Below are 26,619 nucleotides of genomic sequence, written 5' to 3' on the forward strand. Positions count from 1 at the left end.
CGCTATAAAACAATCCTCACGCCATCTTTCTAATATTGCTAACTATTCCGTATCGGTCCCGAAGTTGATTTCTGCTTTGATGCTTGTCATGTATGTGCTCTGTTACCTTCCTCATGCAGGAATAAGAAACTTGTAACAATAAGCTTTAATCGTTAGAATGACTGCCTAAACCTTGGTTAGGATTCCTGTGTCGCTGAAAGGGATGTTAAGTCTGCTGGTTGCTGTGTTTAGCAAGGAAGCGTTCACTCCAAACTCTTGATTTCTTACTGTTAATAGGCTCTGTTATGAAGAAAGTCGCTATTGTTCAGTCAAATTATATCCCTTGGAAGGGGTACTTCGACATGATCGCCTCGGTCGATGAGTTTATCCTTTACGATGATATGCAATATACCCGACGTGATTGGCGCAATCGTAACAAAGTAAAGACGCCCCAAGGGTTGATGTGGCTGACAGTTCCAGTGAAAGTGAAAGGCAAATACCACCAGAAGATTCGCGAAACGGAAATTGATGGCAATGATTGGTGTGAGTCTCATTGGAAGTCTATCTCACAGAACTATCGAAAAGCTAATTACTATGAGGAAATCGCTCATTTAATTGAACCCTTATATTCAAAGGGTACTTACAGGTCTTTGTCTGAACTCAATCGGACTTTCATAGAGGTTATCTGTGGTTATCTGGGAGTCGATACCAAAATAAGCAATTCATGGGACTACGATCTTGTCGATGGCAAAACGGAGCGTCTGGTCGATTTGACTTTGCAGGCAGGCGGGGGGGAGTATGTCTCCGGGCCTGCCGCTAAAGGTTATGTTGAGGAACATCTATTTGCAGATGTCGGGGTTGAGTTGACCTGGTTCAATTATGACGAATACCCTGAATATCCTCAACTTTGGGTTGGTTTCGAGCATGGAGTGAGCATTCTGGATCTCTTGTTTAACTGCGGCAAGCAATCGCCTCGTTACATGAAATACGTCACGATATGAAACTTTCAATTGTTGCAACTCTGTACAACTCAGCCGGCTACATTGAAGAGTTCTGCCTTCGGGCTGCAGATGCGGCGGTCCAACTTGTAGAGGACAGCTACGAAATCGTTTTGGTCAATGATGGTTCTCCAGATAACAGCCTTGATGTTGCCGTTCGGTTAAGTGAGCAGAACCCTCATCTGAAGGTCGTTGACCTGTCCAGAAACTTTGGTCATCACAAGGCAATGATGGCCGGGCTGACTTATGCGCGTGGCGAGAAGGTCTTTCTGCTCGATGTCGATCTGGAAGAGTCGCCGGAGTGGTTGCCCGATTTTTCTGCGCAAATGGAGCAAGAGAAATGCGATGTCGTCTATGGGGTGCAGGAGAGCCGTAAAGGGGGGTGGTTCGAAAGGTGGAGCGGCGAGCTTTATTATCGTTTTTTAGACCAATTGCTGAGCTTCAAACACCCCAGGAATATTACCACCGCCAGATTGATGACCAGGAGATACCTGGATTCTCTTTTGCTGCACCATGAATGTGAGATTGTTATTTCCGGCTTGTGGCTCATAACGGGTTTCAAACAATCTCAGCAGATTGTTCAAAAACAATCGACCAGCAAGACGACCTATAGCTTTTATCGCAAGTTATCTCATCTGGTGAATGTTGTTACGTCGTTCAGCAGCAAGCCACTCAAAACAATATTTCTCAGCGGAGTCGCAATTTTTTCTTGTTCTTTGGCTTATACAACATATTTGGTCTTAAGAAGACTGTTTTTTTTAATACCTGTAGACGGCTATACCTCGATCATGGTTTCTGTTTGGTTGTTGGGGGGGCTGACGATTTTATTTGTCGGGATTGTAGGTATTTATCTGTCAAAAGTGTTCTCTGAGACAAAACAAAGGCCACTGTTTATCGTAAGGAGTGTCTATGGCGGCAATAAAGGGTGATATTGATTCGAGTTATTCAAAATTCTACGCCGATCGGGTTCACAGGCGCGTTTATCCAACCGAGTTCGTAGTACGGACTTTTTTGGCTGACTACCCTGGATTGCATTACAAGAAGCCGCAACCTGGTGATTCGGTTCTTGATGTTGCCTTTGGTGATGGCAGGAATACGGTTTTATTGTGCGACCTCGGTCTTGATGTTTCTGGCATAGAAATTACCGCTGATATTGTTCAGCAGACCGGTACTCGATTGGCAGAGATGGGATACCACCCCGATTTGCGCGTCGGCCGCAATAGCAGCATTCCATACGAGGATGGGTCTTTTGATTATATCCTCGCTTGCCACTGCTGTTACTATTGCGATGAAGGGGAAACGCTCATCGATAATCTCAAGGAATACCAACGTGTTTTGAAACCGGGCGGGGCTTTGATAGCTTCTGTTGCAGATAGGAAATCTTATATTTTTCAAGAGGCTGAAGAGTTGCACGATGGCACAATGCGGATAAAAAATGACCCCTACTGCAACAGGGATGGATACCGGTTGCATGGGTTTCATTCAAATAGAGAAATTGAAGAATATTTTTCGGGTTATTTTGGTAACTTTTCATTTGGCCATGCGAATAATGAATATTTTGGAATTCAGGAGCAGGTGTTCTGGGTTGTTTGTGAGAAGAAGCTTTAGCCGTTAATCTATCCGAGAGGTGTCGGGATGAAGTGGACTAAGCTCGGTCGTGTTTTTTGTGCCGATAGCGAAAGCGAATGGATGGTTACCGGAGGGCGGGCACCCGTCCCGCTACATATAGACAACAACTTGTATCGAATTTATTTTGCCTCGTACGATAAGACAGGACGTGGCAGAATCTTTTCGCTCGAACTGGATATTTGCGAGCCCTCAACAATTCAAGGGTTAACCACCTCCCCAATCATCGACCTCGGTCAGGTGGGGTATTATGATGACAATGGGATAATCCCCTCATCATTGGTAACGCTTGGTGGAATGGTGTACTTGTACACAATTGGGTTCAGTCTGAAAAACAAAATTATTTTTGATGCAGCTTCTGGTTTAGCTGTCTCTCGTGATCAGGGTAAAACTTTTGATAAATACCCTGGTCCGATCCTTGACAGAGGGGTTGATGACCCATGTTTTGCGGCTTCTCCAACTGTTCTCAGGGAGGGGGATACATGGCGTATGTGGTATGTTTCATGTGACCGTTGGGAACCTGAGGGCCAAGGTTACAAGCATTACTACAATATTAAACATCGTACCTCCCATGATGGCGTATACTGGGGGCCCAAGGCGTCGGTATGTATTGACTATGCTAACGAATATGAGTATGCGATTTCTCGCCCGTCTGTGCTCCAAGAAAAAAATGGGTTGTACAGGATGTGGTACTCATTCCGGGCTCAAAAGAATGTAGAGACTTATAGAATTGGTTATGCCGAATCATATGACGGCCTCGATTGGGTGCGTTTGGATGACCAGGTCGGCATTGACGTGTCTGATGCTGGCTGGGACTCTGAAATGATCTGCTACCCCTGTGTTTTTGAGCATAAGGGGCGTAAATATATGCTATACAACGGCAACGGCTATGGCCGAACAGGTTTTGGTCTTGCGGTCCTAAATGAGGAGCTATGAAAAAAGTCATACTTGCAGGAAATGCAGTTACTGCAGATATTCTCAATGAGTACCTGATGCGGGACACACGTTATGAAGTGGTGGCCTTGACTGTTGACGATGAATACGTTAACCAAGGCGGCATCGTGGGTTTGGAAACGATCCCTTTGTCAAAATTACAGCAGCGTTATGACGTTGCCGACTGTGTCATTATTATGGCGGTTGGTTACAACGGCCTCAACCGTAACCGGGAAGCTCTGTTTGGTCGGATCAAAGCCATGGGTTACATCATGGAAACTTACATTCATCCCGACGCGAAAATTTATACGGAGTCTCCTCTTGGAGAGGGAAGTGTCGTCCTGGCCAATGCCGTGTTGGAGCCGCATGCCAAACTCGGTGCTGATACCCTGGTGTGGTGCAACACCACGCTGGCCCATCATTCCGAGGTGGGTGATCATTGCTGGATTGCTTCGGGCTCTGTCATCTCTGGTCACGCCGTCGTCAAGAACAATGTTTTTTTGGGTGTTAATGCGACCGTTGTCAATAAGGTTATAGTCGATGAATTCTGTATCATCGGTGGCGGTGCCTTGATAACCAAATCGACCAAGCCTTCAAGCGTCCACCTGGCACGATCCGCAGAAGAATTGCGGTTTACTTCTGAAGATTACGATAAACATTTCGGGATTTAATATGAATGAGCGTTTAGTTGCAGTTTTGTCGTCAGTATTTGGCCTTCGCCAAGAGCAGATTGTCCCTGAATTGACTAAGGACATGGTCAGCAAGTGGGACTCTCTGACACAAATGGATCTGGTTGTCTCAATAGAGCAGGAGTTCTCCATAACACTTGAAATTGAGGATATCCTCAAGATGAGTTCTGTGGCGGGTATCTTTGAGGTGTTGCAGGGTAAGGGGGTTGATCTTGGACATTAACGATGCCCTCGCATTGGTGACTGGAGGTGGCAAAGGTTTGGGTTTGGCCATAGCCGAGCACCTGCAGGCCAAAGGTGCGCGGGTGATTGTCGTTGACCTCGATCAGGGGGCTCTTGACCGTTTGCCAGAGGGTATGATCGGTTATCTGCTCGATGTCACTGACCCCGATAGTGCCAAGAGGGTGGTGCAGACCGTTGTTGATAAGCACGGTTGCATCGACATCCTCGTCAATAATGCCGGGGTCATATACAGTGAGCCTTTGCTGAATATGATGAACCCGGCTTCGATGATGCACGATTACGAGCGCTTCCGTAAGTATGTAACCCTGAATATGGATTCAGTTTTTATCATGTCCACGGCCGTTGTTGAGCAGATGGTTATGAAGCGTTGCAAAGGTGTTATCGTCAACATCAGTTCGATCAGTGCCCGTGGCAATGAGGGGCAAACGGCTTATTCCGCTGCCAAGGCCGGTGTAGAAGCCATGACAGTCACCTGGTCGAAAGAGTTGGGCCGTCTCGGGATTCGATGTAATGCTGTCGCCCCAGGTTTTATTGGCACAGAATCGACAAGTGCCGCACTGAGTGAAGCGATCATCGAGCATGTGCGTTCGAATACTCCGCTGCGGCGACTGGGTGTGGCGGGTGAAGTGGCCCATGCCGTTGCGGCCTTGGTTGAGAATGATTTTATGAATGGTGTGATTCTGGATGTGAATGGCGGTCTGACTATTTAGACCGTGGCGGTTTTAGATAGCTTACGAGTGATCAATGATTCTTCTAAATAAAAACAAGTACTTGAAAGTACTCGACGTCTATCGTAAAAACGAACTTTTCTTCCCTCTAGTTGCTGCGGTGTTGCAGGAAACCCAGGGCGGTGTCGTCTATGCCGACAGTGCTGAAACACCAGGGCAGTTTTATGTCGAGCACTCGTTCGGTTTTGCTCAAGTCTTTGGCGAGCCGAACCCGTCTTTCGAACAAAACCTTGAAGCTTATTTGCTGAGGGAAGGTCGCTTTCATGCCAGTAAAGTAAGACTTTATGCTCCTTATGTACCTGGTTTTTTATTGGTAGAAAATGACAAGGTGTCGCTGTCCACGCGGCAAAGGTTTGCGCTGGATAAGATGCAGATGACGTCCGAAGATATTCTAACGGCTATGCCGCATCGAGGAGACATCTCTTGTGTCGGAGCGAGCCAGACCAATATTGCTTTGATCGATGAAAAATTCGGGGTCGTCACCCGCTTCTGGGGGAGTCCGGCAGAGTTTATAGCAAAATCAAATATGGTTGCTGTCATGTTCAAAGGGGAGGCGGCCGCGATCTGTTATTCCGCAGCCACGGCTGACAGTTTTGCTGAGATCGACGTCATGACCTTGCCAGAGTTCAGGAAACTCGGCCTGGCGAAGCTGGCTGTTTGTGGCTTTGTTGAACATTGTTTCAATCAGAATATCTCGCCTTTATGGGATTGTTTTACCAATAATGCCCCTTCTATGCTACTGGCAGAATCTGTCGGCTATTCGCCGGTTGGCAAGCCTTACAGCTTTTATACAATCAATCGTTGATTTGGCTCTGATTAGTTAGGAAAAGTCTCTTGTATTACTTCAATCTAGGTTCTCTCTTCGCGGAAGTTGTATCCGGAAACCCTGCTTGCCCTGCTTTGCGTTATCCTGAAGGGGATGTTAGGTATGCCGATTTGCAGGCCACTGCGAATCAGCTTGCTCAACTGCTTTTGGACAAAGGGTGCCAGCGTGGTGATGTTATCGCTATCGGCCATACAAAAAAAACACTCTCCTACGCGTTGATGTTGGCCGGTTTAAAATTGGGTATTCCTTATGTGAATGTTGATGTGACCTCACCTGTGGCCAGGAACGCGCGGATTATTGCTGTGAGCAACCCGCGACTTATTTTTTTCGATGACATGCAGTTTGCAAGCAGTATGCAAGAGCTGTCTGAGACGAGCAGTTGTGATGCCATCTATCTCGATGGAGAGGTGTTACCGCAGCTCTCTGTTCGGCAACTTGAGAACCAGGAGCGTTTGCTCTCGCACGTGGACGGAGCATGTATCGCATATATCATGTTTACTTCCGGCTCTACAGGCGATCCTAAAGGGGTAGCTGTTACCCATCAGAATGTGTTGCATTTTATCGAGTGGGGGCAAAAACGCTTTGACGTGAGTACACAAACAAATTTTGCCAATTTGAGCCCGATGTATTTCGATAACTCGGTCTTTGATTTTTATGTTGGTCTTTTTTCGGGTGCTTGCCTGTCTCCAGTTCCCAGGGAATTGATGACCAGTCCTTATGAACTGGTCGAGCATGTTGGGAAAATGCAGTGCAACCTCTGGTTTTCCGTACCATCTCTACTGATCTATTTGACAACCATGAAAGCAATGAAGGCGAACAGCATGTCGGCATTGCGCTGCATCGTGTTCGGAGGGGAAGGTTATCCGAAAACCGAGCTGAAGAAACTTTATGACGAGTTCAGTGCGCAAGCGATGCTGGTCAATGTTTACGGCCCCACGGAATGTACTTGCATCTGCAGTGCCTACGATATCGTGCAAACAGACTTTGACGATATGCAGGGCTTGCCGACACTCGGGCACCTGAATCAAAATTTCGATTACCGGATTCTTGATGAGGAAGAGAACGCTTCGGATTGCGGCGAGCTCTGTTTGATCGGACCCAATGTGGCCAGTGGCTATTTCAATGATTTAGAGCGAACTTCAGCCGCATTTTATACCTTGACTGAGCCCAACCGTTATATGAAGAGAATGTACCGGACCGGCGATCTGGTAAAGGAAATCGATGGCCGTCTCTATTTCAATGGCCGCAAGGATAACCAGATCAAACACATGGGATACCGGATTGAACTGGAGGAAATCGAGCATGCTCTAGTCAAACTTCCGCAGGTCAACCAGGCTGCTGCAGTTTACCAGCGCGGTAATGTGACCCACGGCAAGATCATTGGCTTTGTCGCTTGTCAGGGTTCGGTTGAGGAAGAGGAACTCCTGGCCTGTTTGGCCAATTTCTTGCCGGACTACATGATCCCCAGCAAGATTGTCGTTGTGGAAGTGTTGCCCAAAAACCCCAATGGCAAGGTTGACCGTCAGCAATTGAAGGCTTTGATCTAATATGGTGTTAAATCAAGAAAATTGGGGTGGCAGCCTTCGGCAACTCATTCGCTATGGTGTTGTTGGCTTGCTGAGCAATCTCCTTGGTTATCTGGTCTACTTGCTGATTACCTGGCTGGGCGTGGACCCTAAGCTCACAGTGACTTTATTTTACCCTCTTGCCGCAACCATAGCTTACTCTGGCCATGCCCAATACTCCTTCGCGTATAAAGGAGGGCATGCCAGTGGTTTTTCGAGGTATGTTGTTGCCCATGTCTTTGGATACCTTTTGAATATCGCGTCTCTTTACTTTTTCGTTGATGTTCTTCTCTACCCACACCAACTTGTACAGTTATGTAATATTTTTCTGGTGGCCGGTTTTTTGTTTGTTGCCTTCAAATACTTTGCATTTCAATCAGGTAAGGAGGAGGCCCGACTATGATTGTGTGCCCTTCTTGCTCGGCAAGCCTTGAAACCATCTCACGGGAATGCACGACCTGTGGCTTTAGTCCTGAAGTGCATGAAGGCTTTGAGTGTTGGGCACCCGAACTTGCCTTTGCGGGTGATGGCTTTAATCCGGAGTGTTTCTCTGGATTGGCCCGCAATGAAGAGGGTCATTTCTGGTTTAATGGCCGGAATCGGTTGATCGTCTGGGCGTTGAAAAAGTATTTCTCGCAGATGACGTCATATCTGGAGGTGGGTTGCGGTACTGGATATGTTCTGCGGGGGGTTGCGGAAAACTTTCCAGCTGTGAAACTCTTCGGCAGTGAGCTTTTTGTTTCCGGGCTGAAGTTTGCGTCGGCGAGATTGCCTGATGCAACTTTAGTCCAAATGGATGCCAGGAAGATGCCTTATTGCAACGAATTTGATGTGGTTGCGGCCTTTGATGTCCTGGAGCATATTGAAGACGATGAGAGGGCTCTGCAAGGGTTGTTTTCGGCTGTGAAACCCGGTGGCGGGGTTGTTCTGACTGTCCCGCAGCATGCCTGGCTGTGGAGCGCGGTCGATGAGTGCGCCTGCCATCAACGACGCTATTCATCCCACGACCTGCACAAGTTGGTGAAGAGTGCGGGCTTTCAGATAATGAGAAGCACATCGTTCGTTTCTTTTTTGCTTCCTGCTATGCTAGCCTCTCGCGTGTTTGGCCGGAAAGAGAATGCACAGGAAATCGACAACTCCAATGAATTTAACTTGCACCCCCTTTTGAATTCAATATTCAGCAGTATCCTGCGGTTAGAATCATGTCTGATTCAACTTGGTGTCAACTTGCCGGTGGGGGGGTCTCGACTCCTGGTCGCCAGAAAGCCGCTAGCTTCCTGAATTTATCTTTTTCCTGATCTGCCGGTTCCTGAGAAATTTCGATTGCTTCTGGAGTACAAGATTATGAAAGTACCATTTAACAAACCTTATATGACCGGCAAGGAACTTTGGTACATCAGTCAAGCTCATCATCGTGGGATGCTGGCTGGTGATGGATATTTTACCAAGCAATGTCACAGCTGGCTGGAAAGACAGACTGGCTGTCACAAGGCGCTATTGACTCACAGCTGTACGGCGGCTCTTGAAATGGCGGCTTTGTTGGCCGATATCGGGCCGGGCGACGAGGTGATCATGCCGTCTTATACGTTTGTCTCCACCGCAAATGCCTTTGTGCTACGAGGTGGTGTGCCGGTTTTTGTGGATATCCGTTCTGATACACTCAACCTTGATGAAAAAAAAATCGAAGAGGCAATTACCGAAAAGACTAAAGCCATTGTTCCCGTTCACTACGCCGGAGTAGGTTGTAGCATGGAAGCAATTATGGACATCTCTAATAAGTACGATTTGCTGGTGATTGAAGATGCTGCCCAGGGGTTGATGGCAAAGTGTGAGGACAAGGCTCTCGGTACGATTGGACATCTAGGAGCCTTTAGTTTTCATGAGACCAAAAATGTGATTTCCGGCGAGGGTGGAGCCTTGCTGGTCAATGATCATCGTTTCCTTGATCGAGCTGAAATTATTCGCGAAAAAGGGACCAATCGCAGCCAGTTTTTGCGGGGCCAGATTGATAAATACACATGGGTTGATGTCGGCTCCTCCTATCTTCCTGGTGAAGTGATTTCCGCTTTTCTTCTTGCTCAGTTGGAAGCTGCCGATGAAATTACACAAAGACGTTTGTTCCTGTGGGAACAGTATCATCAGGGATTCTCCAATCTTGAAACTTTAGGGCATGTCCGTCGTCCGATCCTCCCCGAAAATTGCCAGCATAATGCGCATATGTATTACCTGCTTGTTGAGAGCCTTGAAGTAAGAACAAACCTTTTGGCCTTCCTGAACGATCGCGGTGTAAATGCGGTTTTTCATTATGTCCCTTTACATTCCTCTCCGACCGGTCAAATGTATGGCCGTGCCTCGCAGGGGGCGCTGCCTGTCACTGACTCCCTCAGTGGAAGGCTTTTGCGACTACCCTTATTCGTTGAACTTGAGGATGCCCCTGAGATTGTCGATTTGGTTTGTGATTTTTTTTCAGGGAAAGAACCTTAAAAGAAGCTTTTTATGTCAGTCTTGGTTTTTTTTCTCTCCGAAGTTTAATTCATGAACAGAATTCTTGTGGTGTTTTATTTTATATGGAAAGCCTCTGATCATGTCTTTTGCTAACAAAACGTGGCAAGATAAAATACATTTTATTCTTGCCGCTCTTTTTATTCTTGCTTTTGCTATAACCCTCTTTTTCCAGGCATCAAAACCGATTTATGACCCAGATTTTTGGTGGCATCTCAAAACCGGGGAGCTGATTGTTGATAAAGGGGGGCTATTAGAGACTGATCCCTTCTCTTTTCATGATAATAGCGAACATTCCTTCAGGGAAAAGAATGCCCTGCAGGGCTATTGGCTGTGGCAAGTCTCCGTGTCAACGCTCTACGAAATTTTGGGTCTTAACGGAATCTTACTCCATAATGTCCTCATCTCTTTTGCCATTGTATCCTTATTAGTTTGGCAGTTTTACCGCCAGCGCATCAATATCTGTTTGGCAGCTCCCCTTTTATTGTCTGGCTTTTTGCTGACAAGATATTTTCCTTTGGAGAGACCTCAGGTCTTTTCATTTTTCTTTGCGATCTTTCTTGTCGGGATGCTCTTGTCCGTGCGTCGAGGCGGTCGACTCGGTTTTGCTCTGCCCATAATAATGTGTATTTGGGCCAATGTTCATGGCGGCTTCGTGTTTGGTAGTTTGATTCTGTTATGCTTCAGCGCTGGAGTTGTCGTCGAATACCGTCAAAACCCGGTAAAAATGAAAAGCTTGCTAGCCTGGATAGCTGCTGGCTTGGCTGCTACTCTTGTGACCCCAAATGTAGGGGGAATATATCTAGAGCTGTTCCGTTTCCACGGAAGCGATTTGATGAACCTGGTCCCCGAATACCAGAGCACGTGGGTATCGTTTGTTAAAGGAAGACAGATATATTCGCTATTATGGGTCCTGATAGCTCTTTACTTTACGACAGTGCTTATTTTGAGAAAGATTTACTGGCCAGAATTGCTGATTGCTATTTTTCTCGCTTATATTTCTGTTCGATATACTCGTAATGTTCCCTTCTTTGCCTTGGCTATGTTGCCTGCTATAGGCTCTTCATGCAGTGCAGTGTTGCAACGCTGGAAACCCCATGGTTCTCAACTGGTGGGCTTTATTTCAACAATCCTTGCAATTTCAGTGACACTGTGGCTGGCAACCTCTTATTGGAAGATTTGGCAGCCAGGTGAAAAAATGAGAATGTTTTATCCTGTAGAGGCCGCCGATTTTCTCGCTACAAGTGGGCTTGATGGGAAGGTCTTTAATGATTATGCCTTAGGTGGTTATTTGTTGTGGCGCCTTTCCCCTGAATTCCGGTTTTTTATAGATGGTCGCGCTATAAACCCCGATGTTTTTGAGGAGTATCACAGGATTTACAAGGCCTCAACCAATGCAATCAGCGGGCAAAGTGACTATCTGACGTTAATTAATTCATACAAAATAGACTATGTCCTGCAGCCGAGTTATGACCCTTATACAGGGAACGTTCAACCTCTGATGACCAGGTTGCTCGAAAGGCCGGAATGGGTGCCCATCTATCTTGATAGAAAAGTATTTATTCTTGCAAAGCTGGATGATCGCAATAAAAGCATTCTTGAGAGACATCAGATTGAGAAGGATGAATTTAAAAACAGACTTCTTCTGATCTACAATCAACTTCAACAAGCCAACCCACGGCAAATTCGTTTTCGGGTTGCGCGTGCCGGAATGCTTATTTATATGGGCTATTACGATGAAGCCAGGAAGGAGGTTGATACAATTGCTACTATTGCACCAGGCAACAGCTCATTGCCTTCTTTGCGGCAAGGCTTGCAAATTCTGTCCTGGCGTCGCAGCAGGTCCTTGAATTAAAGAGTGGATTTAACGGCTGTCGTATACAGAATGAGAGAATGTTTGCTCGTCGAGTCTGTGCAATAATACATCAAAATAACAAATTGATAGGTTGGAATCATTGAAATGATAGAGTTCATGAAAACAAATAAAATAAGCTTCGGGCTGTTTACATTTGTTTTGTTTTGCGTCCTTTTTGTTTTGAACACATTTGCCGTGTTTGATGGAGATTATTTCTGGCACGTCAACACTGGCCAATGGATATGGGAGAACCATGCGCTTCCCGTTTCAGACCCTTTTTCTTTTACTGTTAAAGATTCTAATCCTTTCCGCCCAGAATCCGTACACGTACAGTTCGTTCTCAAGCAATATTGGCTCGGTCAGCTAGCGCTCTACGCGCTTTGGGAGGTATGGGGAGAGACCAGTGCTGTTGTTCTAAGGGCTCTGATTAATTCGGGGCTGATTCTGGCCGTCTTTGTTGTCTGTTGGCATCGTTCGAATTTACACAAGGCCATTATTTTCGGTGTGCTAACTCTGTGTCAATTGCAATCACTCGGTAGTGAACGCCCGGTTTTATTCACTTATCTTTTTGTTTTTTTGTTGCTCTGCCTTCTTGAAAAAATAATTGATAATCGTCCATTGGCAAAGAGTGTTGTAATTTGTTTGCCACTGATTATGATCATATGGGCCAATATGCACGGCGGCTACATCTTGGGCCTGTGTCTTATTGCTGCTTATATTGTTGGTATTGCTTTTGACAGCTTTAGATCAAAGGAGAGCTTTCCTGTTAAAAGAATCTGCTTGCTTTTTGGCTCTGGCTTGCTAGCAACAGCAAACCCTGCGGGCCTTCCCGAGCTCATTGCCGGCTTTTTTCAAGTTCAGTCCAGTTATGCCTCTCAAGTTACTGAGGCCAGGAGTACTGTTGAGTATTTTATTGCAACAAGAGACTTTGGCCACCCCTACTTTATTCTCGCTTTATTGACCGTACTTACCCTGGCTGTTTCATTCAAGAAGATGCGAACAGCACATCTGTTGTCTATCGGAGGGGTATTGACCCTCTCTTTATTGGCTGTACGGTATAAACTTTTTCTTTTTCTTTTGGCTCCTTTGATTACTCTCTATCTGCCCTTTTCTCCCCGAAAAAAATGGTCTATTCCGGTCACTGTGACGCTCGTATTGATCCCACTGCTTCATACCAATTTCCAATCACCGTTGGCCTTCAAGGAAAGTGATAGCTTCCCTGCTGCTGCAGTTGATTTTATGCATATTACGAAACCGGCGCCCAATCTGTTCAATTATTATGACTGGGGCGGGTACCTGGCTAACAAGATACCTGAATATCAAGTTTTCATTGATGGACGAGCCCTTGTTGAGGAGCATTATGTCCAGCATAACGAAGTCGTCTACCTTGAAAATCTCTCAACTTTGGATGCCTATAATATCAATACGGCTATTTTCCCAACTCACAACCTGTCTTCGGGAGGTGTCATTCCTCTGGCCGTTGTATTAACTTATCACCCGGATTGGGTGGCCGTTTTTGTTAGAGATCATAGTATGGTCTTTGTTCGTAATGTCCCGGAGAATAAATCTGTCATTGACAGGTATGCAATCCCCGTGAAGACAATGTTCAAAATACTTATTGATAATTATGACGGGATGCTTAAGCTCTATCCCGACCACTATCGTGCCTTGGTAACAAAGGCTCAGTTGCAAGAGGACATGGGTGACTTTGAAGGTGCAATCAGCTCTCTGCAGAGGGCGCGGGCTGTCAATCCAGAGTCAGTCTACACGAAGCAATCTCTCCAGCGCCTTACGCGCAAAAAAAACTAGTCCAGGTTCATGGTGAGAGGTAGCAACGCGGCTCAATTGATAAGGAGGTTTCTGCGCGTGATGTCGAAGTATCTTAGTTATGAACATGCAATAAATTATACAGTCATGATTCTCTGCGCTGTAATGACCCTCTATGTTCTTACCTACCCGTTACAGGATCCAGATACCTTCTGGCACTTGGCTTATGGGCGGGCCATGGTGGAACAGGGGGCGTTCATTAACCATGAAATTTTCTCTTATACTTCGCAAGGGGTTCCTCTTGCCAGCCATTCGCAGCTGGCACAAGTCCTCCTCTACCTGATTTGGTCTGCTGGTGGGGTGACCGGCCTCTTGGCTTTTAAATTGTCGATCGGCCTGGCGACTTTTGCAATCATTGTGGTCACAGCTCGTTTCTTCTCCGTCAATAAGCTGTTCGCACCATTCTTGGCTATGATCGTCATAACTGCAGGTATGGGGCGATTTGTAGAGAGACCAGAACTTTTCTCTATTCTTTTTCAAGCCTTAATAATCTGTTGTCTTTTTGGTTATAGTCGGGGGTTCTTTACACACCGGGCGCTATGGGTACTCCCCCCGGTTTTGGTTGTGTGGGATTATCTCCATGGTGCCATCTTTGGCTTGGTCATCCTTTTAGTTTTTGTTGCCGTGGAGACCTTGAAGAGCGTCGTGCTTGCGAAAATTGATAGAGTAAAATCTGGGTGGGGCGGTTGTGTAATCGAACCTAAAAGGTTGAAAGAACTCTGGCTTTGGACTGGAATTACTTTGTTTTCAATGGCTCTTCACCCAAATGGCCTTCTTGTTTATAGACGTTTTTTTCGTGTTACAAGTAATACACAAGAATATTCTGTCTTTGCCGAATGGAGCCCAACACTCTCCTCTGGTCTGCAGTTCTTCTGGTACTGGTTCTGTCTGGCAGCTCTATTGGTTCTGGTGCTGCTGACTCTTAGAAGGATTGATCTTACGGCTCTGGCCATTGTCCTTCCTTTTCTCTATCTCTCTCTTAAGTTCAATCGCGCGACCCTGGCTTTTTGCCTGGCAGCGGTCCCCTTGGCCGCTCACTGTATGGCGCTGGTGTATGAGAACTTACCTCGATCTTCTTGGAAGAGATGGGCCGCTGGTTTAGCAGGGGGGGTATTATTGCTCGCGCCACCGATCTACAAAGAAGTCTATGCCCCTAACGCGCAAAAGTTTGGCGTTGGGCTGAATGAAAATGCTTATCCTGTCGGTTCAACGCGTTTTGTCCGTGACCTTGGTCTCAAAGGCAACATGTTTAACACGGACCATTCGGGGGGCTATCTGGCATTCTTTGCGGCCCCGGAACAAAAGATTTTTCACTACAATCAGCCCGGCGAATTTACAGCTTTGAGCGAATATATCCATAAGCCGGAAACGCGTTCACGTTGGAATATCTCTTATGCCATCGTTAGAGAGCTTATGGAATACAAGATGTTCGAGCCCGAAGGTTTTGTCCCGGTTTATCGTGAACCGAGCGGTATGGTCCTGCTGAAGCCGGGCGGAGAGAACGATGTTCTCATCAAAAAGTACCGGATTCGTTACTTTGATCCGACCCTGTCGACAGAAAAACTTGAGACTCTGAGCAAAAGCCCGCTCGCGGGACGTCGTTTGCTGGAGGAAATGTCGATTTATCTCACTTACCGGGCCGACGCAAGGATTGCGTGGTTGCTTGGGAAGCTATTGAACACAAAAAACCCGGAAACGAAGATGGGCTTTTTGGAGCGGCGCCCCCTGTTGGAAAATGCTCTTCGGCAGAATCGCGATAGTGTTGCTCTCTTGCTGTCGCTCGGTAATCTTGATTACCGCATGCAAAACCTGGACAAGGCGGCTATCCTTTTTGATGAAGTGCTCACTCTTGATGGGAAGAACCTCTCGGCATTACTGAGCCGCGGTTATATCCATTACGATCGAAAGGAGTACCTTGATGCCCTTGAGCTGTTCAGGGTGGCGATTGATGCTGCTCCAAAGGAACCTGACGCCTATTATGCCTTAGGCCTGGCGGCCTATCGTTATGGGGATTCAGCTCTAGCCAATAACAGTTTTAAAACTTTTGTGCAACTTGCACCCACCAGCCCTTACGTCGGTAAGGCAAAAGGTTTTCTTGAAAAATTGCGTTGATGCTTTCTTGGATTTAACAGTGAAGAGCAGTGCAACGATGATGATAGCGGCAAATGTTAAGTTGCTTTTCGGTTAACTCGAAGCCCTGCCAACCGATTTAGTGGTTTGAAAATTCCTCCTGCTTGTGACTCTATGGTTTACTCTCTCTCCACCGGGTCCGTGCTTGAGCTGAGTGGTTTGGGGCCGCGATACTGAATTTTAGGGTTGAAAGTGCTTATGTCCGAATACTTAAAATCTAATGCTGAGAAAGGAGACTTAGTTCAACGATCCTATGAGTATATTACTCGGCATTCGGTTCTTTTCGCTTCAGCTCTCCTAATGCTTTTCTCTTTGAGTATTTATTCCAATGCTTTGGATCATGAGCTCGTCTGGGACGATGCAGGGGTTATTGTCGAAGATCATAAAATCCGAGACTTTTCCAATATCCCTTCTTTCTTTGTGAACCCTCTCGTCCTCGGGGATCAGGACGCTCATGACGCTGTTGGGTCTAAGGGGATTCGCTATTACCGGCCTTTAATCAGTACTCTGCACACCTTTGAATACAGCGTTTTCGGCATTAACCCGCTGGGCTATAAAATAATTAATCTGTTATTGAATGGACTGGTTGTTGTCTGCGCATTTCTGTTGGTGCGCGCATTGACAGGTGAGGCTTGGCTTTCTTTTCTCGCTGCCCTTCTCTATGCCGCCAATCCAGTGCGAAGCGAGGTAGTTTATTGGGTATATTCTGATTCGCATTTGTTGGGTACGCTCTTCTTTCTTGTTGCCTTGTTAGCTTACCATTACGGTCGGACAGTTTTAGCTTTTATGGTGCTGGCTGCTGGACTGCTCTGTTTGGAGAGCGTTATCCTCTTTCCTGTTGTACTTCTGATCTACCATCTAACCGTTGTCTCAGCAAAGGGTTGGAGGTGGCAGAGGTTCGTGCCGTTTGCTGCATTGGTGGTGCTTTATCTTGTGATTCGTCAGCAGGTTGCTGGTGTCGTTTCGTTCACAGATTTATCTTTTATGGAGATATTTCGGGCACTTGCTTACCTGAGTGTCAAATACATCAAGATTCTTATCGTTACAGATGCGCCTGTGACTATGTATCGCTTTGTGCCCGGGATGTTTTCGGCGGGTGGGGCTGTGACAGTCACGACCTACGTTATTGCTGGATTTTGTCTTGTTCTGGGGGGTGCGCTCTTCTGGTTCCGTAGAGCTTGGTTTTTCTGGTTCGCCTGGTTTTTTGTTTTGCTCTCTATTTACTTTAACGTGGGCGGTGTTTCCTCTGATTATTTTATGGCTGAAAAATCTCTTTATTTAGCCGCTCTTGGGCCGTGTGTTCTTGTTTCTGCTCTTGTGTTGAGAATGCGTCGTCTCCAGTGGGTCTCTCTTTTGTTTCTACTGGCGCTGGTTGGGTACCAGGCCTGGACAACAGTTGATCGCGGCCGATATTGGACGGACACGGTGACCTATCTTGAAAAGCTGCTGGAGTTTGAGCCAGACTATCATGTTGCCCAATACCAGCTTGGGGTCGAATATCTGCAACTGGAACGCTACGATGATGCAATACATCAGTTTGATATCTTCCTGACTCTTCGCCCGGGTTGGCATACGAGAATCACTGAATTGAAAGTGTCTATCTATGAGCAGTGGGGCAAATCTTTGGCTGATCAGGATGACCTTGCTGGTGCCCTGAAGGCGTTTAATCATGCCAGGGAACTATCGCCGCGGAAATCGACGCTTTATAATGGCTTGGGAATTATCCATTTTTTACGGGGGGAACAATCAAAGGCTGCGGAAAATTGGCGAAAGGCTCTTCGGTTGGATCCCGGCAACAAAGAGGCACTTTCAAACCTGGAGTTGCTTGGGGAAGGGGCTGGAGTGCTGAAATAGCTTTCCCTCAAAGACTCAATGGTTTTGTTATTCGTTCAGTACAGGTCTTTTCTACTACAAATGTTACACCGGGAATCATTGTTTGTAAGAGGGAGATTTGTATGTACATGAGGGACCCTTCATGGTCCGCAGAGCGATGATCCTCTATGTATTGGAATTAATTCTATGGCAATCTTTACCGAAAACAAAAGATATATAATTGCTTTCCTGGTCGTAATGACATCTCTCTCATGGCTTCCTTATCTCCTGGAAGTTAACCCTCGAATATCCTTTGGTGACGAAGGTGTCGTCGCTCAAGGAGCCCTGCGAATATTCAGAGGAGAAATCCCATATAAAGACTTTTTTATAAGCTCGACACCAGGAGTTCTTTATTGGACCGCAATCTTTTTTGAAATTTTTGGCCCAACTTTCCTGGCACTGAGATTAAGCGCCTTTTTTTCAATGTTTCTCGTATTATCTTTGTCCACCCTCATCTTATGGCGGGTTGGGGTTCGTAATACCTCTTCAATCCTTTGTGTTATCTCTTTTTTGGCTTTTTTCGGAGGTCCGTACTGGTTTATAGCCAGTCATCATTGGGTCTCTAATGCCTTTTGCTTGATGAGCTTGTTGTTCCTGCTTACTGAGACAGGCGCAAAGCACCAAGCCCTTAGCTGGTTTTTGGCAGGGGCTACCGGTGGATTAGCCGCTTTAACCATACAGCATAAAGGCTTTTTTTGGGTTATTTTTGCAAGCGCTGCCCTGCTTTTATATAGACAGGAGTGTAAAGCTTCACGCCTGCTTTTGTTTTGGGCGGGGGTTTTGGTTGTAATGCTTCCTGTGCTGGCTTTCTTTTCTTTTCAGGTTGGTCCGCAGGAGCTCTTTTATGATCTGGTTTCTCATAATTTGCTGAATTACAATAAGCTTGATGCTCACAAAGGTGGTGCTATATTCAGAGACCTGGTTACTAATTTTAAGAATATCAACAATTTTGATTCCCAACGCTTAACTTTCAATTCGTTCTTTAATATCCTTGTTTGGAATGTCGGTTACGTTGCGAGAGTCCTTGTTCATTTGCTGCCGTTTTTTACTCTTCTTGCTTTAATCGCCTGGATAGCTCGTGTGAAGAAAGTGAATTTTAAAGCGGTGTTGTTAATCTGTTTTTTTGGAGCATTTTATTTTTCATCCTTGCATAGAATTCATGAGACGACTTTTGTCTTCGCTGCACCATCAGCGCTACTTTTGTTGGTTTATTTAAAGCACAACCTGGGATATCAAGGTTCCTCAATTATAAAAGCGACGGTTAATATTTCACTTGTTTTTGCAACGATCGTCTTTTGCATAACTGCAGCAGGTTTTGAGTTGAAGACTGTGATATCGCGTAAAACAGTTGTTGCGACTCATGTAGGGAATTTGCATTTTGTCTATCCGAATGAAGCAAAATCAGTGCAGACGGTGGTCGATTTCTTTAGTGACAGGTTAAATGGTGAGTATCTTTTTGCTTATAAATATCTAGCCTTCTATTATTTCCTGTTAGATGCGAAAAATCCCACTCCCTACGATCTTTTAGTGTACCCCGCAAGCTCGCAAGAACAGTTAGACAGAGCTGAGTCTCTGCTCAAAGATTCAAATTGTCGTTGGATTCTATGGGATATGTCAACGATGTTGGATACTTCAATTGGTCGGTATATTGCCACGCAATATGCCATACGTGAGAGCTTGGGAGATGTTTCAATCCTTGAAAGAAAATATTCTCGTTGATTTAAATGAAAAAGAGCCTTATCCCCCGCAGCTTGCTGCGTTGTTTAACTTCAAAGCAACAACCTTTGTTTATCCGCGATGAAAGTCTATCAAGGTCTATGGTTAGAACCAAAACCAAGCGCATCTCTTTCTAGATTTACAGCTTTTTATAGGTTCTGATCGTGGCTAAAAAATAGAACCCTACAGTGTTGGCAACAAAAGTTACAGGCTGTTGCTACCTCGCAGCAAGTTAAGAGGGAGTTCGTTTTCTCTAGCTATTGAGTTTCTGCATATTTTTCAATGTACGCCTTGGCTTTATCGTAATACGGCCCGCTTCTCTTGACTTCAATGTATTTGTTGAAGCTGGCGACGGCTAAGTCAGGCCGGCCCTGACGTACCCCTGTAAGACCGAGACCATAGAGGGCCACATCGTAATCAGGCTTGATGGATAGTGCAGCATCAAACCGTTTTTTCGCCTCCTCAAAGTTTCCGCCATCAAGTTCGCAATAACCGAGATTTGCCAAAACAGCAACATTTCTTGAGTCGAGTTCAAGGGCCTGAAGGAGGATTTTACGGGCACCAGTGTAGTCCTTTCGATTCATTCTTGCACCCGCCTGCTGCAGCAAGTCGGTAATTTCCGTGCTTTCCATAAGTCCAGATAGTGCACTGTGAAAATTTTGTGTTTGGTAGCGACGTGCGCCTTCCTCATAAATGGCTTTTGCCTCTTGAGTGCGACCTAAATTCTTGAGCACATGCCCGTAGTAGAGCAAGGCTATACCTGAAGCTCTTTTGACAGGGCCAAGGACTTGTTCAGCTTTATTATTGTCACCAATAGTGTAGTAGCAAATTCCCATGAGAAGTTTGTCGATCGGAGTATTCGTTGCTGCACGCATCAGATCATTCAGTAAGCCTTTGGCATAGCCGGGGTTGGTTTTAAAAAACTGCTCATATGCTCCGGGCCCTGCAAATGGGATCACGTAACGGTAAGTATTTTGGGTGACGAGATTGGCGTAAGGGCCTTTTTTGCGCAGAAAAACGTAACTGTTCTTGTCGAAGTAAACGAGGGACCAGTCGGGGTTAAAGAAGTAGCTTTCCATGCCGTGCGGGTTGATTTCCATGGACTGGTTTCTGCCAAACAGTAGAACCTCAAACCCATATTGAGCCTGTAATCTACTCATTTCCTCAGGATCTTGAAAAGCTTTTGAGTAGGCTTTGAGCGACTGTTCCGGAATCGCCCCACGACCATCTATGAAGACTGTCAGGTCTGGCCAGCCATACCAGATAATGGATTGACCATCCTCGAAAACGTTGAATACCCTGCCGGAAATACCATTTGCTTGCAGGAAGTTGACTGCTTTTCCATGGTCGACCTTGAGGTTGTAACCAAAGCCAAAGCGTTCAGAGGAAATCACATCCCTCTCAAAAGGAGCAACACTGCCAGCTTTCATGCCAGCCAAAACTACTATTAAGAGCGCAGCAGCGACTGTGATGATTTTCCCCTGGCTTAATTTCTTCCAGCGTTGTGGCACTAGAACCGTTATGGAACGGGCAAGGATCGGCGCTTGCATGAGACAAAAGAACTCGAAAAATCGAATTGCCTGGAGTGAGACGTACAGTAGTGCAATGCTGATCAACACGTAAGGAATCGCTCGGCGCCGCAAAGCCAGTATGGAAAGAATGACTGATGCGGCAAACACTGGCGCGATAACGAGGAGTTCCTTGGTGCGTGGTGGTTGCAGTTCGATGATCGACTGTTTGTACCAGCTATTCGACATCACGTCCTGGGCAAGTAGAAACTGATCCATGAAATTAGGGTTAAAAAGCGCAGCGAGAAGCGACAGGACAAAGAAGGAGCACAGCCCTGTCAGGCGACTTTCCTTTTCCTTGCGAGAGATTGTATCTACAGATCTACGAATAAGGATCCATTCTGAGAAATGATAGGCCGCGAAAGCCCCGAACGGTACGAACATGAGAGTGATACTGGAATGGCTATTTGCCCATAGCAGACATATGGGTGGCAGCAGCCACAAGACTTTTCGATCACCATTGAAGGCGTGTCGGCCCAATATCCAGATGACTAAGGAAAAAACAAGAGCGAGTACAATTTCGGGGCGGAAAACAAAGCGGTCTTCTGCCAGCATCAAAGCAATGAAAACTACTCCCGCTCTTATTGCCTGGCCATCTCCCGCCGATAACACTCCTGAGTCTCGGAACAGCACCCAAGCGGTTAGCACAGTAAAAAAGACAACAAGAAGAGATAAACCATAAATACCGAGTAATTTCCATACCAGGAAGCTACCAAGAGCAAATAGCCAGGAAGTATATAAAAATGGTGATTCTTTTGCTGGGTAGCAGAACACCTCATAGTCCGGGAACCCCTGCATTGTCCAGAAAAGCTTGCCCATACTCAGGTGAAGCAGGGCATCAACGTCGGCGATCTGTTTTAGTGATAAAATCAAAGCGCTGACGAGAAGAGCGGCAAGTAGCACTCGGCCACCGAGTCTTTTGAAAAGGTTTTCCATTATTTTGGAGTTCCGTCGTGTTCAGGATATTTGTTCATCTCAATCTCGAATAGCTGGTGATGGTAATTGGCGATAGAGTCCATCATGACCCCCAAACTGAGGAAGTGTCCAGACAGCAGCATCATTCCGGTGGCGAGAATTGCCGACGGGATTTTATAAACCAGGCCTGTACGGACAAACTCAATGACCACTGGAATCCCCGTGGCGAGTCCGAGAAGAAAAAACACCACTGACAGAGTTCCAAAAAATTTGAGAGGACGATAGTTCTTAAACAGAAATAAGATCAGTCTCAAAACCTTGAAGCCGTCGCGGTAGGTGCTCAGCTTCGAGAAACTTCCCTCTGGCCTGCTCAGGTAGTCGACGGGATGCTCGATAATGCTGAACCTTCGTTCCAGGGTAAAGATCGAGAGTTCGGTTTCCAGTTCGAACCCACTATTAAGGGAGGGGAAATGCTTGACCAGTCTTTTGCGCATCACCCTGTAGCCGGACATGATATCGCGAAGATCGCCTTTGAAAAGAAAATTGATCAGAAATCGAACCAGGTTGTTGCCGCTGCGATGGAAAAGACGTCGGGTCGATTCCATGTAATGGCCTTTCGTGAGACGATCACCCACGACCATGTCAGCTCCCGTTTCCTGAAGCAGGTCTATCATGTGCGGTAGCTCTGAAGCCGGATAGGTCGAGTCGGCATCACACATTATGTAGATATCCGCTTCGATGGCCCGGAACGCCTTGCGCACCGCAAAGGACTTCCCTTGTTGACGTTCTGATAACACGCCTCCAGGGATTCGTTTCTCACTGAAAAGGGCTCTTGCAATCTCCCCTGTAGCATCCTGGGAGTTGTTATCAATGACCCAGATTTCGGCTTGCGGGAGAACCGCATGGAAATCAGCAATGACCTTGGCGATGGTCAAAGATTCATTGTAGGCCGGAAGGATAATGGCAAATTTCATGAGTTCCTTAATTACCTTTGTTAGCTCTAGTTCGATTGGACTCAGCTGTTAAGAAAATACTAATCCTGAATCTCAAGAGTGGTATCTGTTACATTGATAATAGTTATCCTTGCGTTCGGTAAAATAACGTACAACCCCGCTGGCAATCAAGAACTTATGAAGCTCCAAGCCTTGCATGCGCCGATTGCCTGTAAAATTGGTTGATCCAATGAAGAATCTTTTCTTGTTAACCTAGTATTTGAAAATTTTCCCATGATGAGATATGGTCTCGGATAATTTCGTCAAGGGAATCTTGTTTGCGGAAACTTGCTCGAATTTTGGGTGTCAATATTGTTTTTGACGCCTTGTTGTTTGCTGTGGAGTCTTCCCTTTGAGGCCATAGCGGAGCGACCAGGGAAATGTCAAATTTGAACAAATCTTGAACATTATAAAAGGACTTAAAAGGTTTTCTTATGAATGAACAGCAATCCAACACGCCACATTCGAAAATGTTTGTCTGTTTTTTAATCTTGACTTCTTTGACCGGCGGGTCGCTGATCATGGTCGTTGAAGTGCTTGGTTCAAAAGTTATCGGTCCTTTCTTCGGGGCCAGTTTGTTTGTCTGGACGTCGCTGATATCTGTGGCGATGATCGCTCTGGCAGCAGGCTACGCGTTCGGCGGATTCATGTCAGATCGTCGGGGGCACGCCGATTATCTCTATGGCATTATCGCGTTGTCGGGGATTGCTGTGCTGCTGATCCCTTCGCTGACGCCACCTGTACTTAAACTCTGTATGCCGCTTGGCTTGCGTACAGGGGCTTTCTTGAGCAGTTGCATGCTTTTCGGACCGTCGCTCTTTCTGATGGGATGCATCTCCCCTTATGTGATTAAAATTGCGGCAAAGGAATTGCACAGTATTGGCCGAACGGTGGGCAGTTTCTATGCAATTTCCACTATCGGTAGCGTTCTCGGAACGATCTCCACTGGCTTTGTTCTGATTGCTTTTTTGGGTGTAAAGCAGATATTTTTCCTGGTTGGCTGCCTATTGCTGCTTCTGTCAGTACTCTATTTTACTCTGTTCAGGAAGAAGGCTGCTGCTGTTTTGGTGCTGCTGCCTCTGTTCTTTTTCTGGCCGGCTGATCGGGTGATTGATAAGGTCATGGAGAATGGTACGCGCGTCCAGGTCGTTGCGAGCGAGAAAAGTTACTATGGAGATGTCAAGGTGGTTGATTACAGCTACCGTGAAAAGCATACGCGCGAGCTTGTAATTGACGGCCTGGTGCATAGCGGGGTTGATATGAAAAGTGGTCGGTCAATTTACCCTTATACTTATATCTTGCCGCATTATGTCATGGAGATGAACCCGCAGGGTAAAGACTGTCTCATGTTGGGGCTGGGCGCAGGGACTATACCTGGGATTTTCCAGGCGCATGGAGTGATGACCGATGTCCTTGATATTGATCCTGTTGTTTTTGATGTTGCTGAGACGTACTTCAACTTCCGTAATAACGGCAAATCTATCGTTGAAGATGCTCGATATTACTTGATAAATACACCCCGAAAATACGATTTTGTTGTCCTCGACGTCTTCAGCGGAGACACGATGCCTGCCCACTTGCTTAGTCTCGAAGCTTATGAATTGATTAATCAGGTTCTTTCCCCAGGTGGTATTATGGCTTTTAATCTTTTTGGCAGCCTCGACAAAGACAGCTATATGACGGCCTCGATCATCAAGACCTTGCAACAGGTTTTTGAGAATGTGGATATCTTCCCAAACTTTAACCCGGTTGGCCCGACTGGCTCTGGGAATATCTCGGTTTTTGCTTACAACGGAGCTTCGCGAACCATTCAAAAAAATCTGTTCTCCGACGTGGCCTCACATCCTTTTGTTGCCAACACCCTGAATTTTCAGCACCTTTGGAAGTGGCGGTTCTCTGCAGATGACAAAGCGATTATTCTGACGGATAACTATATTCCTCTGGAGTTCTATAATGCATGGATCAGCGAGCAGGTGCGCAAGAATATTGTTGAAACAACCGATTGGGATGTGCTTTCATCTTGACCACGCCAGTTGCTAATGATGAAACTCTTGATGAATTGATAGCTACTGGATTTAAGGTTCTGCAGGCGAAAAAAGGTTATCGTTATTCCCTTGATCCAGTTCTTCTTTGCGCGTTCATCTCAAGTGTAAAAAATAGTCGAGTGGTGGACCTTGGCACCGGAAATGGTGTCATCCCGTTTCTTTTGTCGTCCCGGAAGGAAGCGGTGTCGATAATCGGTGTTGAGCTTCAACGGCAAATGATTGAACGTGCTCGACGTTCCGTTGAGTTGAATGGCCTGGGAGAGTCTATTCAACTTGTTCATGCTGATATCCGCGAATTGGACGAAGTTCTATCTGCCGGGAGTTGCGATGTTGTCACGGCGAATCCTCCATACAGAGTGGAAAGCTCTGGACGAAATGCGGAAAATGGAGAACGATGTATTGCACGGCATGAACGTTATGGAGGGCTGAGAGATTTTTTGAGAGCGGCTGCATTTTTGCTCACTTCCGGTGGCCGGTTCTATGTGGTTTATCTTGCTGAACGTTTGCCGGAACTTCTGGCGGAGATGCGAGGTTCCAAAATCGAGCCAAAGCGGCTGCGTTTGGTCCAGTCGCGTATCGATGAGCCCGCCCGAATGGTCTTGGTCGAAGGGCGTAAAAATGGTAACCCCGGAATGAGGGTTGAGCCTTCTCTGGTCATTTACAAAGGGGAGGGGCGAGTTTACTCGGATGAAGTCCTGGCGATGTATAGACCGACAGTGGCAGTAATCACTAACCAGCAACCAGCTTCTCGCCCTCAGCCTTAAGCAGCCGCGATTGTTTTACCAAAAACTTTTCCATCTCATCTCGTAGCTCAGGATTTTCAATTCCAGTCAGCAGTTCTTTTATCTTTGTTTTTTCACTATCGTCTAACTGCACCATCCTCCATTTCGGCGGTGGCTCCACTTCTTTGTCAACACGAACATGAACCTTGCCACGCTTGAGGAACAGGTCCTTGATGGTGGCTTTGCCGAGTTCCGCGTTTAGTTGAGCGAGGATTTTGGGCTTCATCAGCTGCAACTGCTGCATCCAGGTCGGTTGGTCGACGTTGACTTCAAGAATCCCCTCGCGAATTCTGATCGGGCGGGTGCGGGCTGCGATCTGTGGTCCGACGACTTCTTCCCAGATAATCAGAGCGCGGTATTGTTGCAGGCGCTCATCAAGACCGAACCCTTTGAGCAGCTTTTCAACCAGATCACCGGCAAGAGCTGCCTTCTTCATTTTCGGCCTGCGAGGCTTTCTCACCGTTGACTCCGACGATAAAGGCGACTGCCGACCATTTGGCCGGCAACGGCCAGCGCGATGGAGAATGGAATGACTTGCCAGCTGATATTGTTGGAAATACGCAGTCCGATTATGAAAGGTACGGAGAGGTGAATATAGACAAACCACCGCACCGAATACTTTTGCGTGCCCATACGCAGGTAGCCGAGGGGGATGTTGCTGAATACTGCGAAGGCCAGCAGACTGATCAGGGCGATGTTGAATTCAAGGTTCAAAAGATTTCCTTAGGAAATGGAGACGGTCCGTACAGTGACAGCCCCTTAATTTGTGAGATTAAATGACAGTTTATGCTCTGCGTTTCGCTAAAGTCAACCGTGGAGGTTAAGGGT

Annotated in this window: 23 protein-coding genes; 19 read left to right on the forward strand and 4 right to left on the reverse strand. The window is 46.4% G+C overall.

Translation table 11 applies throughout. The annotated features are described in order from the left end of the window. Positions 1-284: 284 nt before the first annotated feature. The 17 genes from P9J64_05755 to P9J64_05835 all read left to right on the forward strand — a co-directional run bounded on the left by P9J64_05755 (position 285) and on the right by P9J64_05835 (position 19,492). On the forward strand, positions 285-980 hold the full coding sequence (locus tag P9J64_05755; GenBank protein ID MDG5467829.1) for a WbqC family protein: 696 nt from the start codon (positions 285-287) through the stop codon (positions 978-980). Next, on the forward strand, positions 977-1,906 hold the full coding sequence (locus P9J64_05760) for a glycosyltransferase family 2 protein (protein ID MDG5467830.1): 930 nt from the start codon (positions 977-979) through the stop codon (positions 1,904-1,906). Before P9J64_05755 ends, P9J64_05760 begins: the two co-directional genes overlap by 4 nt. After that, complete coding sequence (locus tag P9J64_05765) at positions 1,887-2,585, forward strand: class I SAM-dependent methyltransferase (GenBank protein MDG5467831.1); 699 nt, start codon at positions 1,887-1,889, stop codon at positions 2,583-2,585. Before P9J64_05760 ends, P9J64_05765 begins: the two co-directional genes overlap by 20 nt. 27 nt (positions 2,586-2,612) lie before the next feature. Then, on the forward strand, positions 2,613-3,539 hold the full coding sequence (locus P9J64_05770; protein ID MDG5467832.1) for a hypothetical protein: 927 nt from the start codon (positions 2,613-2,615) through the stop codon (positions 3,537-3,539). Further along, positions 3,536-4,207: an acetyltransferase gene (locus P9J64_05775; protein ID MDG5467833.1), complete on the forward strand. Its 672-nt coding sequence runs from the start codon at positions 3,536-3,538 to the stop codon at positions 4,205-4,207. The genes P9J64_05770 and P9J64_05775 overlap by 4 nt, the downstream gene beginning before the upstream one ends. Before the next feature lies 1 nt (position 4,208). Continuing rightward, entirely contained in the window at positions 4,209-4,448 is a 240-nt protein-coding gene (locus P9J64_05780; GenBank protein MDG5467834.1) for an acyl carrier protein, read from the forward strand. Continuing rightward, positions 4,438-5,178, forward strand: coding sequence for an SDR family oxidoreductase (locus P9J64_05785; GenBank protein ID MDG5467835.1), 741 nt, complete (start codon positions 4,438-4,440; stop codon positions 5,176-5,178). The genes P9J64_05780 and P9J64_05785 overlap by 11 nt, the downstream gene beginning before the upstream one ends. A 34-nt stretch (positions 5,179-5,212) precedes the next feature. Next, entirely contained in the window at positions 5,213-6,001 is a 789-nt protein-coding gene (locus P9J64_05790) for a GNAT family N-acetyltransferase (GenBank protein ID MDG5467836.1), read from the forward strand. 29 nt (positions 6,002-6,030) lie between these two features. Next, positions 6,031-7,569, forward strand: a complete 1,539-nt coding sequence (locus tag P9J64_05795; protein ID MDG5467837.1) for an AMP-binding protein — start codon at positions 6,031-6,033, stop codon at positions 7,567-7,569. A gap of 1 nt (position 7,570) precedes the next feature. Continuing rightward, the gene (locus tag P9J64_05800) at positions 7,571-7,990 is read left to right on the forward strand and encodes a GtrA family protein (protein MDG5467838.1); all 420 of its coding nucleotides are present in this window, start codon (positions 7,571-7,573) and stop codon (positions 7,988-7,990) included. Next, the gene (locus tag P9J64_05805; protein ID MDG5467839.1) at positions 7,987-8,868 is read left to right on the forward strand and encodes a class I SAM-dependent methyltransferase; all 882 of its coding nucleotides are present in this window, start codon (positions 7,987-7,989) and stop codon (positions 8,866-8,868) included. Before P9J64_05800 ends, P9J64_05805 begins: the two co-directional genes overlap by 4 nt. 63 nt (positions 8,869-8,931) lie before the next feature. Further along, positions 8,932-10,071 carry a dTDP-4-amino-4,6-dideoxygalactose transaminase gene (gene rffA, locus P9J64_05810; GenBank protein ID MDG5467840.1) on the forward strand — a complete coding sequence of 380 codons (1,140 nt, stop codon included), beginning with the start codon at positions 8,932-8,934 and terminating at the stop codon, positions 10,069-10,071. Positions 10,072-10,171: 100 nt separating this feature from the next. Further along, positions 10,172-11,944 carry a hypothetical protein gene (locus P9J64_05815; GenBank protein MDG5467841.1) on the forward strand — a complete coding sequence of 591 codons (1,773 nt, stop codon included), beginning with the start codon at positions 10,172-10,174 and terminating at the stop codon, positions 11,942-11,944. Positions 11,945-12,061: 117 nt separating this feature from the next. After that, positions 12,062-13,753, forward strand: a complete 1,692-nt coding sequence (locus P9J64_05820) for a tetratricopeptide repeat protein (protein ID MDG5467842.1) — start codon at positions 12,062-12,064, stop codon at positions 13,751-13,753. 60 nt (positions 13,754-13,813) lie between these two features. Next, entirely contained in the window at positions 13,814-15,883 is a 2,070-nt protein-coding gene (locus tag P9J64_05825; protein ID MDG5467843.1) for a tetratricopeptide repeat protein, read from the forward strand. Between the two features lie 216 nt (positions 15,884-16,099). Next, positions 16,100-17,755, forward strand: coding sequence for a tetratricopeptide repeat protein (locus P9J64_05830; protein MDG5467844.1), 1,656 nt, complete (start codon positions 16,100-16,102; stop codon positions 17,753-17,755). 165 nt (positions 17,756-17,920) lie between these two features. Next, positions 17,921-19,492, forward strand: coding sequence for a hypothetical protein (locus P9J64_05835; protein MDG5467845.1), 1,572 nt, complete (start codon positions 17,921-17,923; stop codon positions 19,490-19,492). 254 nt (positions 19,493-19,746) lie between these two features. Here the strand turns inward: P9J64_05835 and P9J64_05840 are convergent, their stop codons facing one another. Next, positions 19,747-21,993, reverse strand: a complete 2,247-nt coding sequence (locus P9J64_05840) for a tetratricopeptide repeat protein (protein ID MDG5467846.1) — start codon at positions 21,991-21,993, stop codon at positions 19,747-19,749. After that, on the reverse strand, positions 21,993-22,946 hold the full coding sequence (locus P9J64_05845) for a glycosyltransferase family 2 protein (protein ID MDG5467847.1): 954 nt from the start codon (positions 22,944-22,946) through the stop codon (positions 21,993-21,995). The genes P9J64_05840 and P9J64_05845 overlap by 1 nt, the downstream gene beginning before the upstream one ends. A 452-nt stretch (positions 22,947-23,398) precedes the next feature. Between P9J64_05845 and P9J64_05850 the strand changes: the two genes are divergently transcribed. Both P9J64_05850 and P9J64_05855 read left to right on the forward strand, forming a co-directional pair. Next, on the forward strand, positions 23,399-24,988 hold the full coding sequence (locus P9J64_05850; GenBank protein MDG5467848.1) for a fused MFS/spermidine synthase: 1,590 nt from the start codon (positions 23,399-23,401) through the stop codon (positions 24,986-24,988). Next, positions 24,985-25,773, forward strand: coding sequence for a tRNA1(Val) (adenine(37)-N6)-methyltransferase (locus tag P9J64_05855; protein MDG5467849.1), 789 nt, complete (start codon positions 24,985-24,987; stop codon positions 25,771-25,773). The genes P9J64_05850 and P9J64_05855 overlap by 4 nt, the downstream gene beginning before the upstream one ends. On the opposite strand, the gene P9J64_05860 is transcribed toward P9J64_05855, so the two are convergent. Both P9J64_05860 and P9J64_05865 read right to left on the reverse strand, forming a co-directional pair. Beyond that, complete coding sequence (locus tag P9J64_05860; GenBank protein ID MDG5467850.1) at positions 25,739-26,227, reverse strand: DUF721 domain-containing protein; 489 nt, start codon at positions 26,225-26,227, stop codon at positions 25,739-25,741. The genes P9J64_05855 and P9J64_05860 overlap by 35 nt on opposite strands. Before the next feature lie 20 nt (positions 26,228-26,247). Then, a complete protein-coding gene (locus P9J64_05865; GenBank protein ID MDG5467851.1) occupies positions 26,248-26,505 on the reverse strand; it encodes a hypothetical protein in 258 nt (85 codons plus the stop codon). Positions 26,506-26,619 lie beyond the last annotated feature (114 nt).

This window comes from Deltaproteobacteria bacterium IMCC39524 (assembly GCA_029667085.1).
GTDB lineage: Bacteria > Desulfobacterota > Desulfuromonadia > Desulfuromonadales > BM103 > M0040.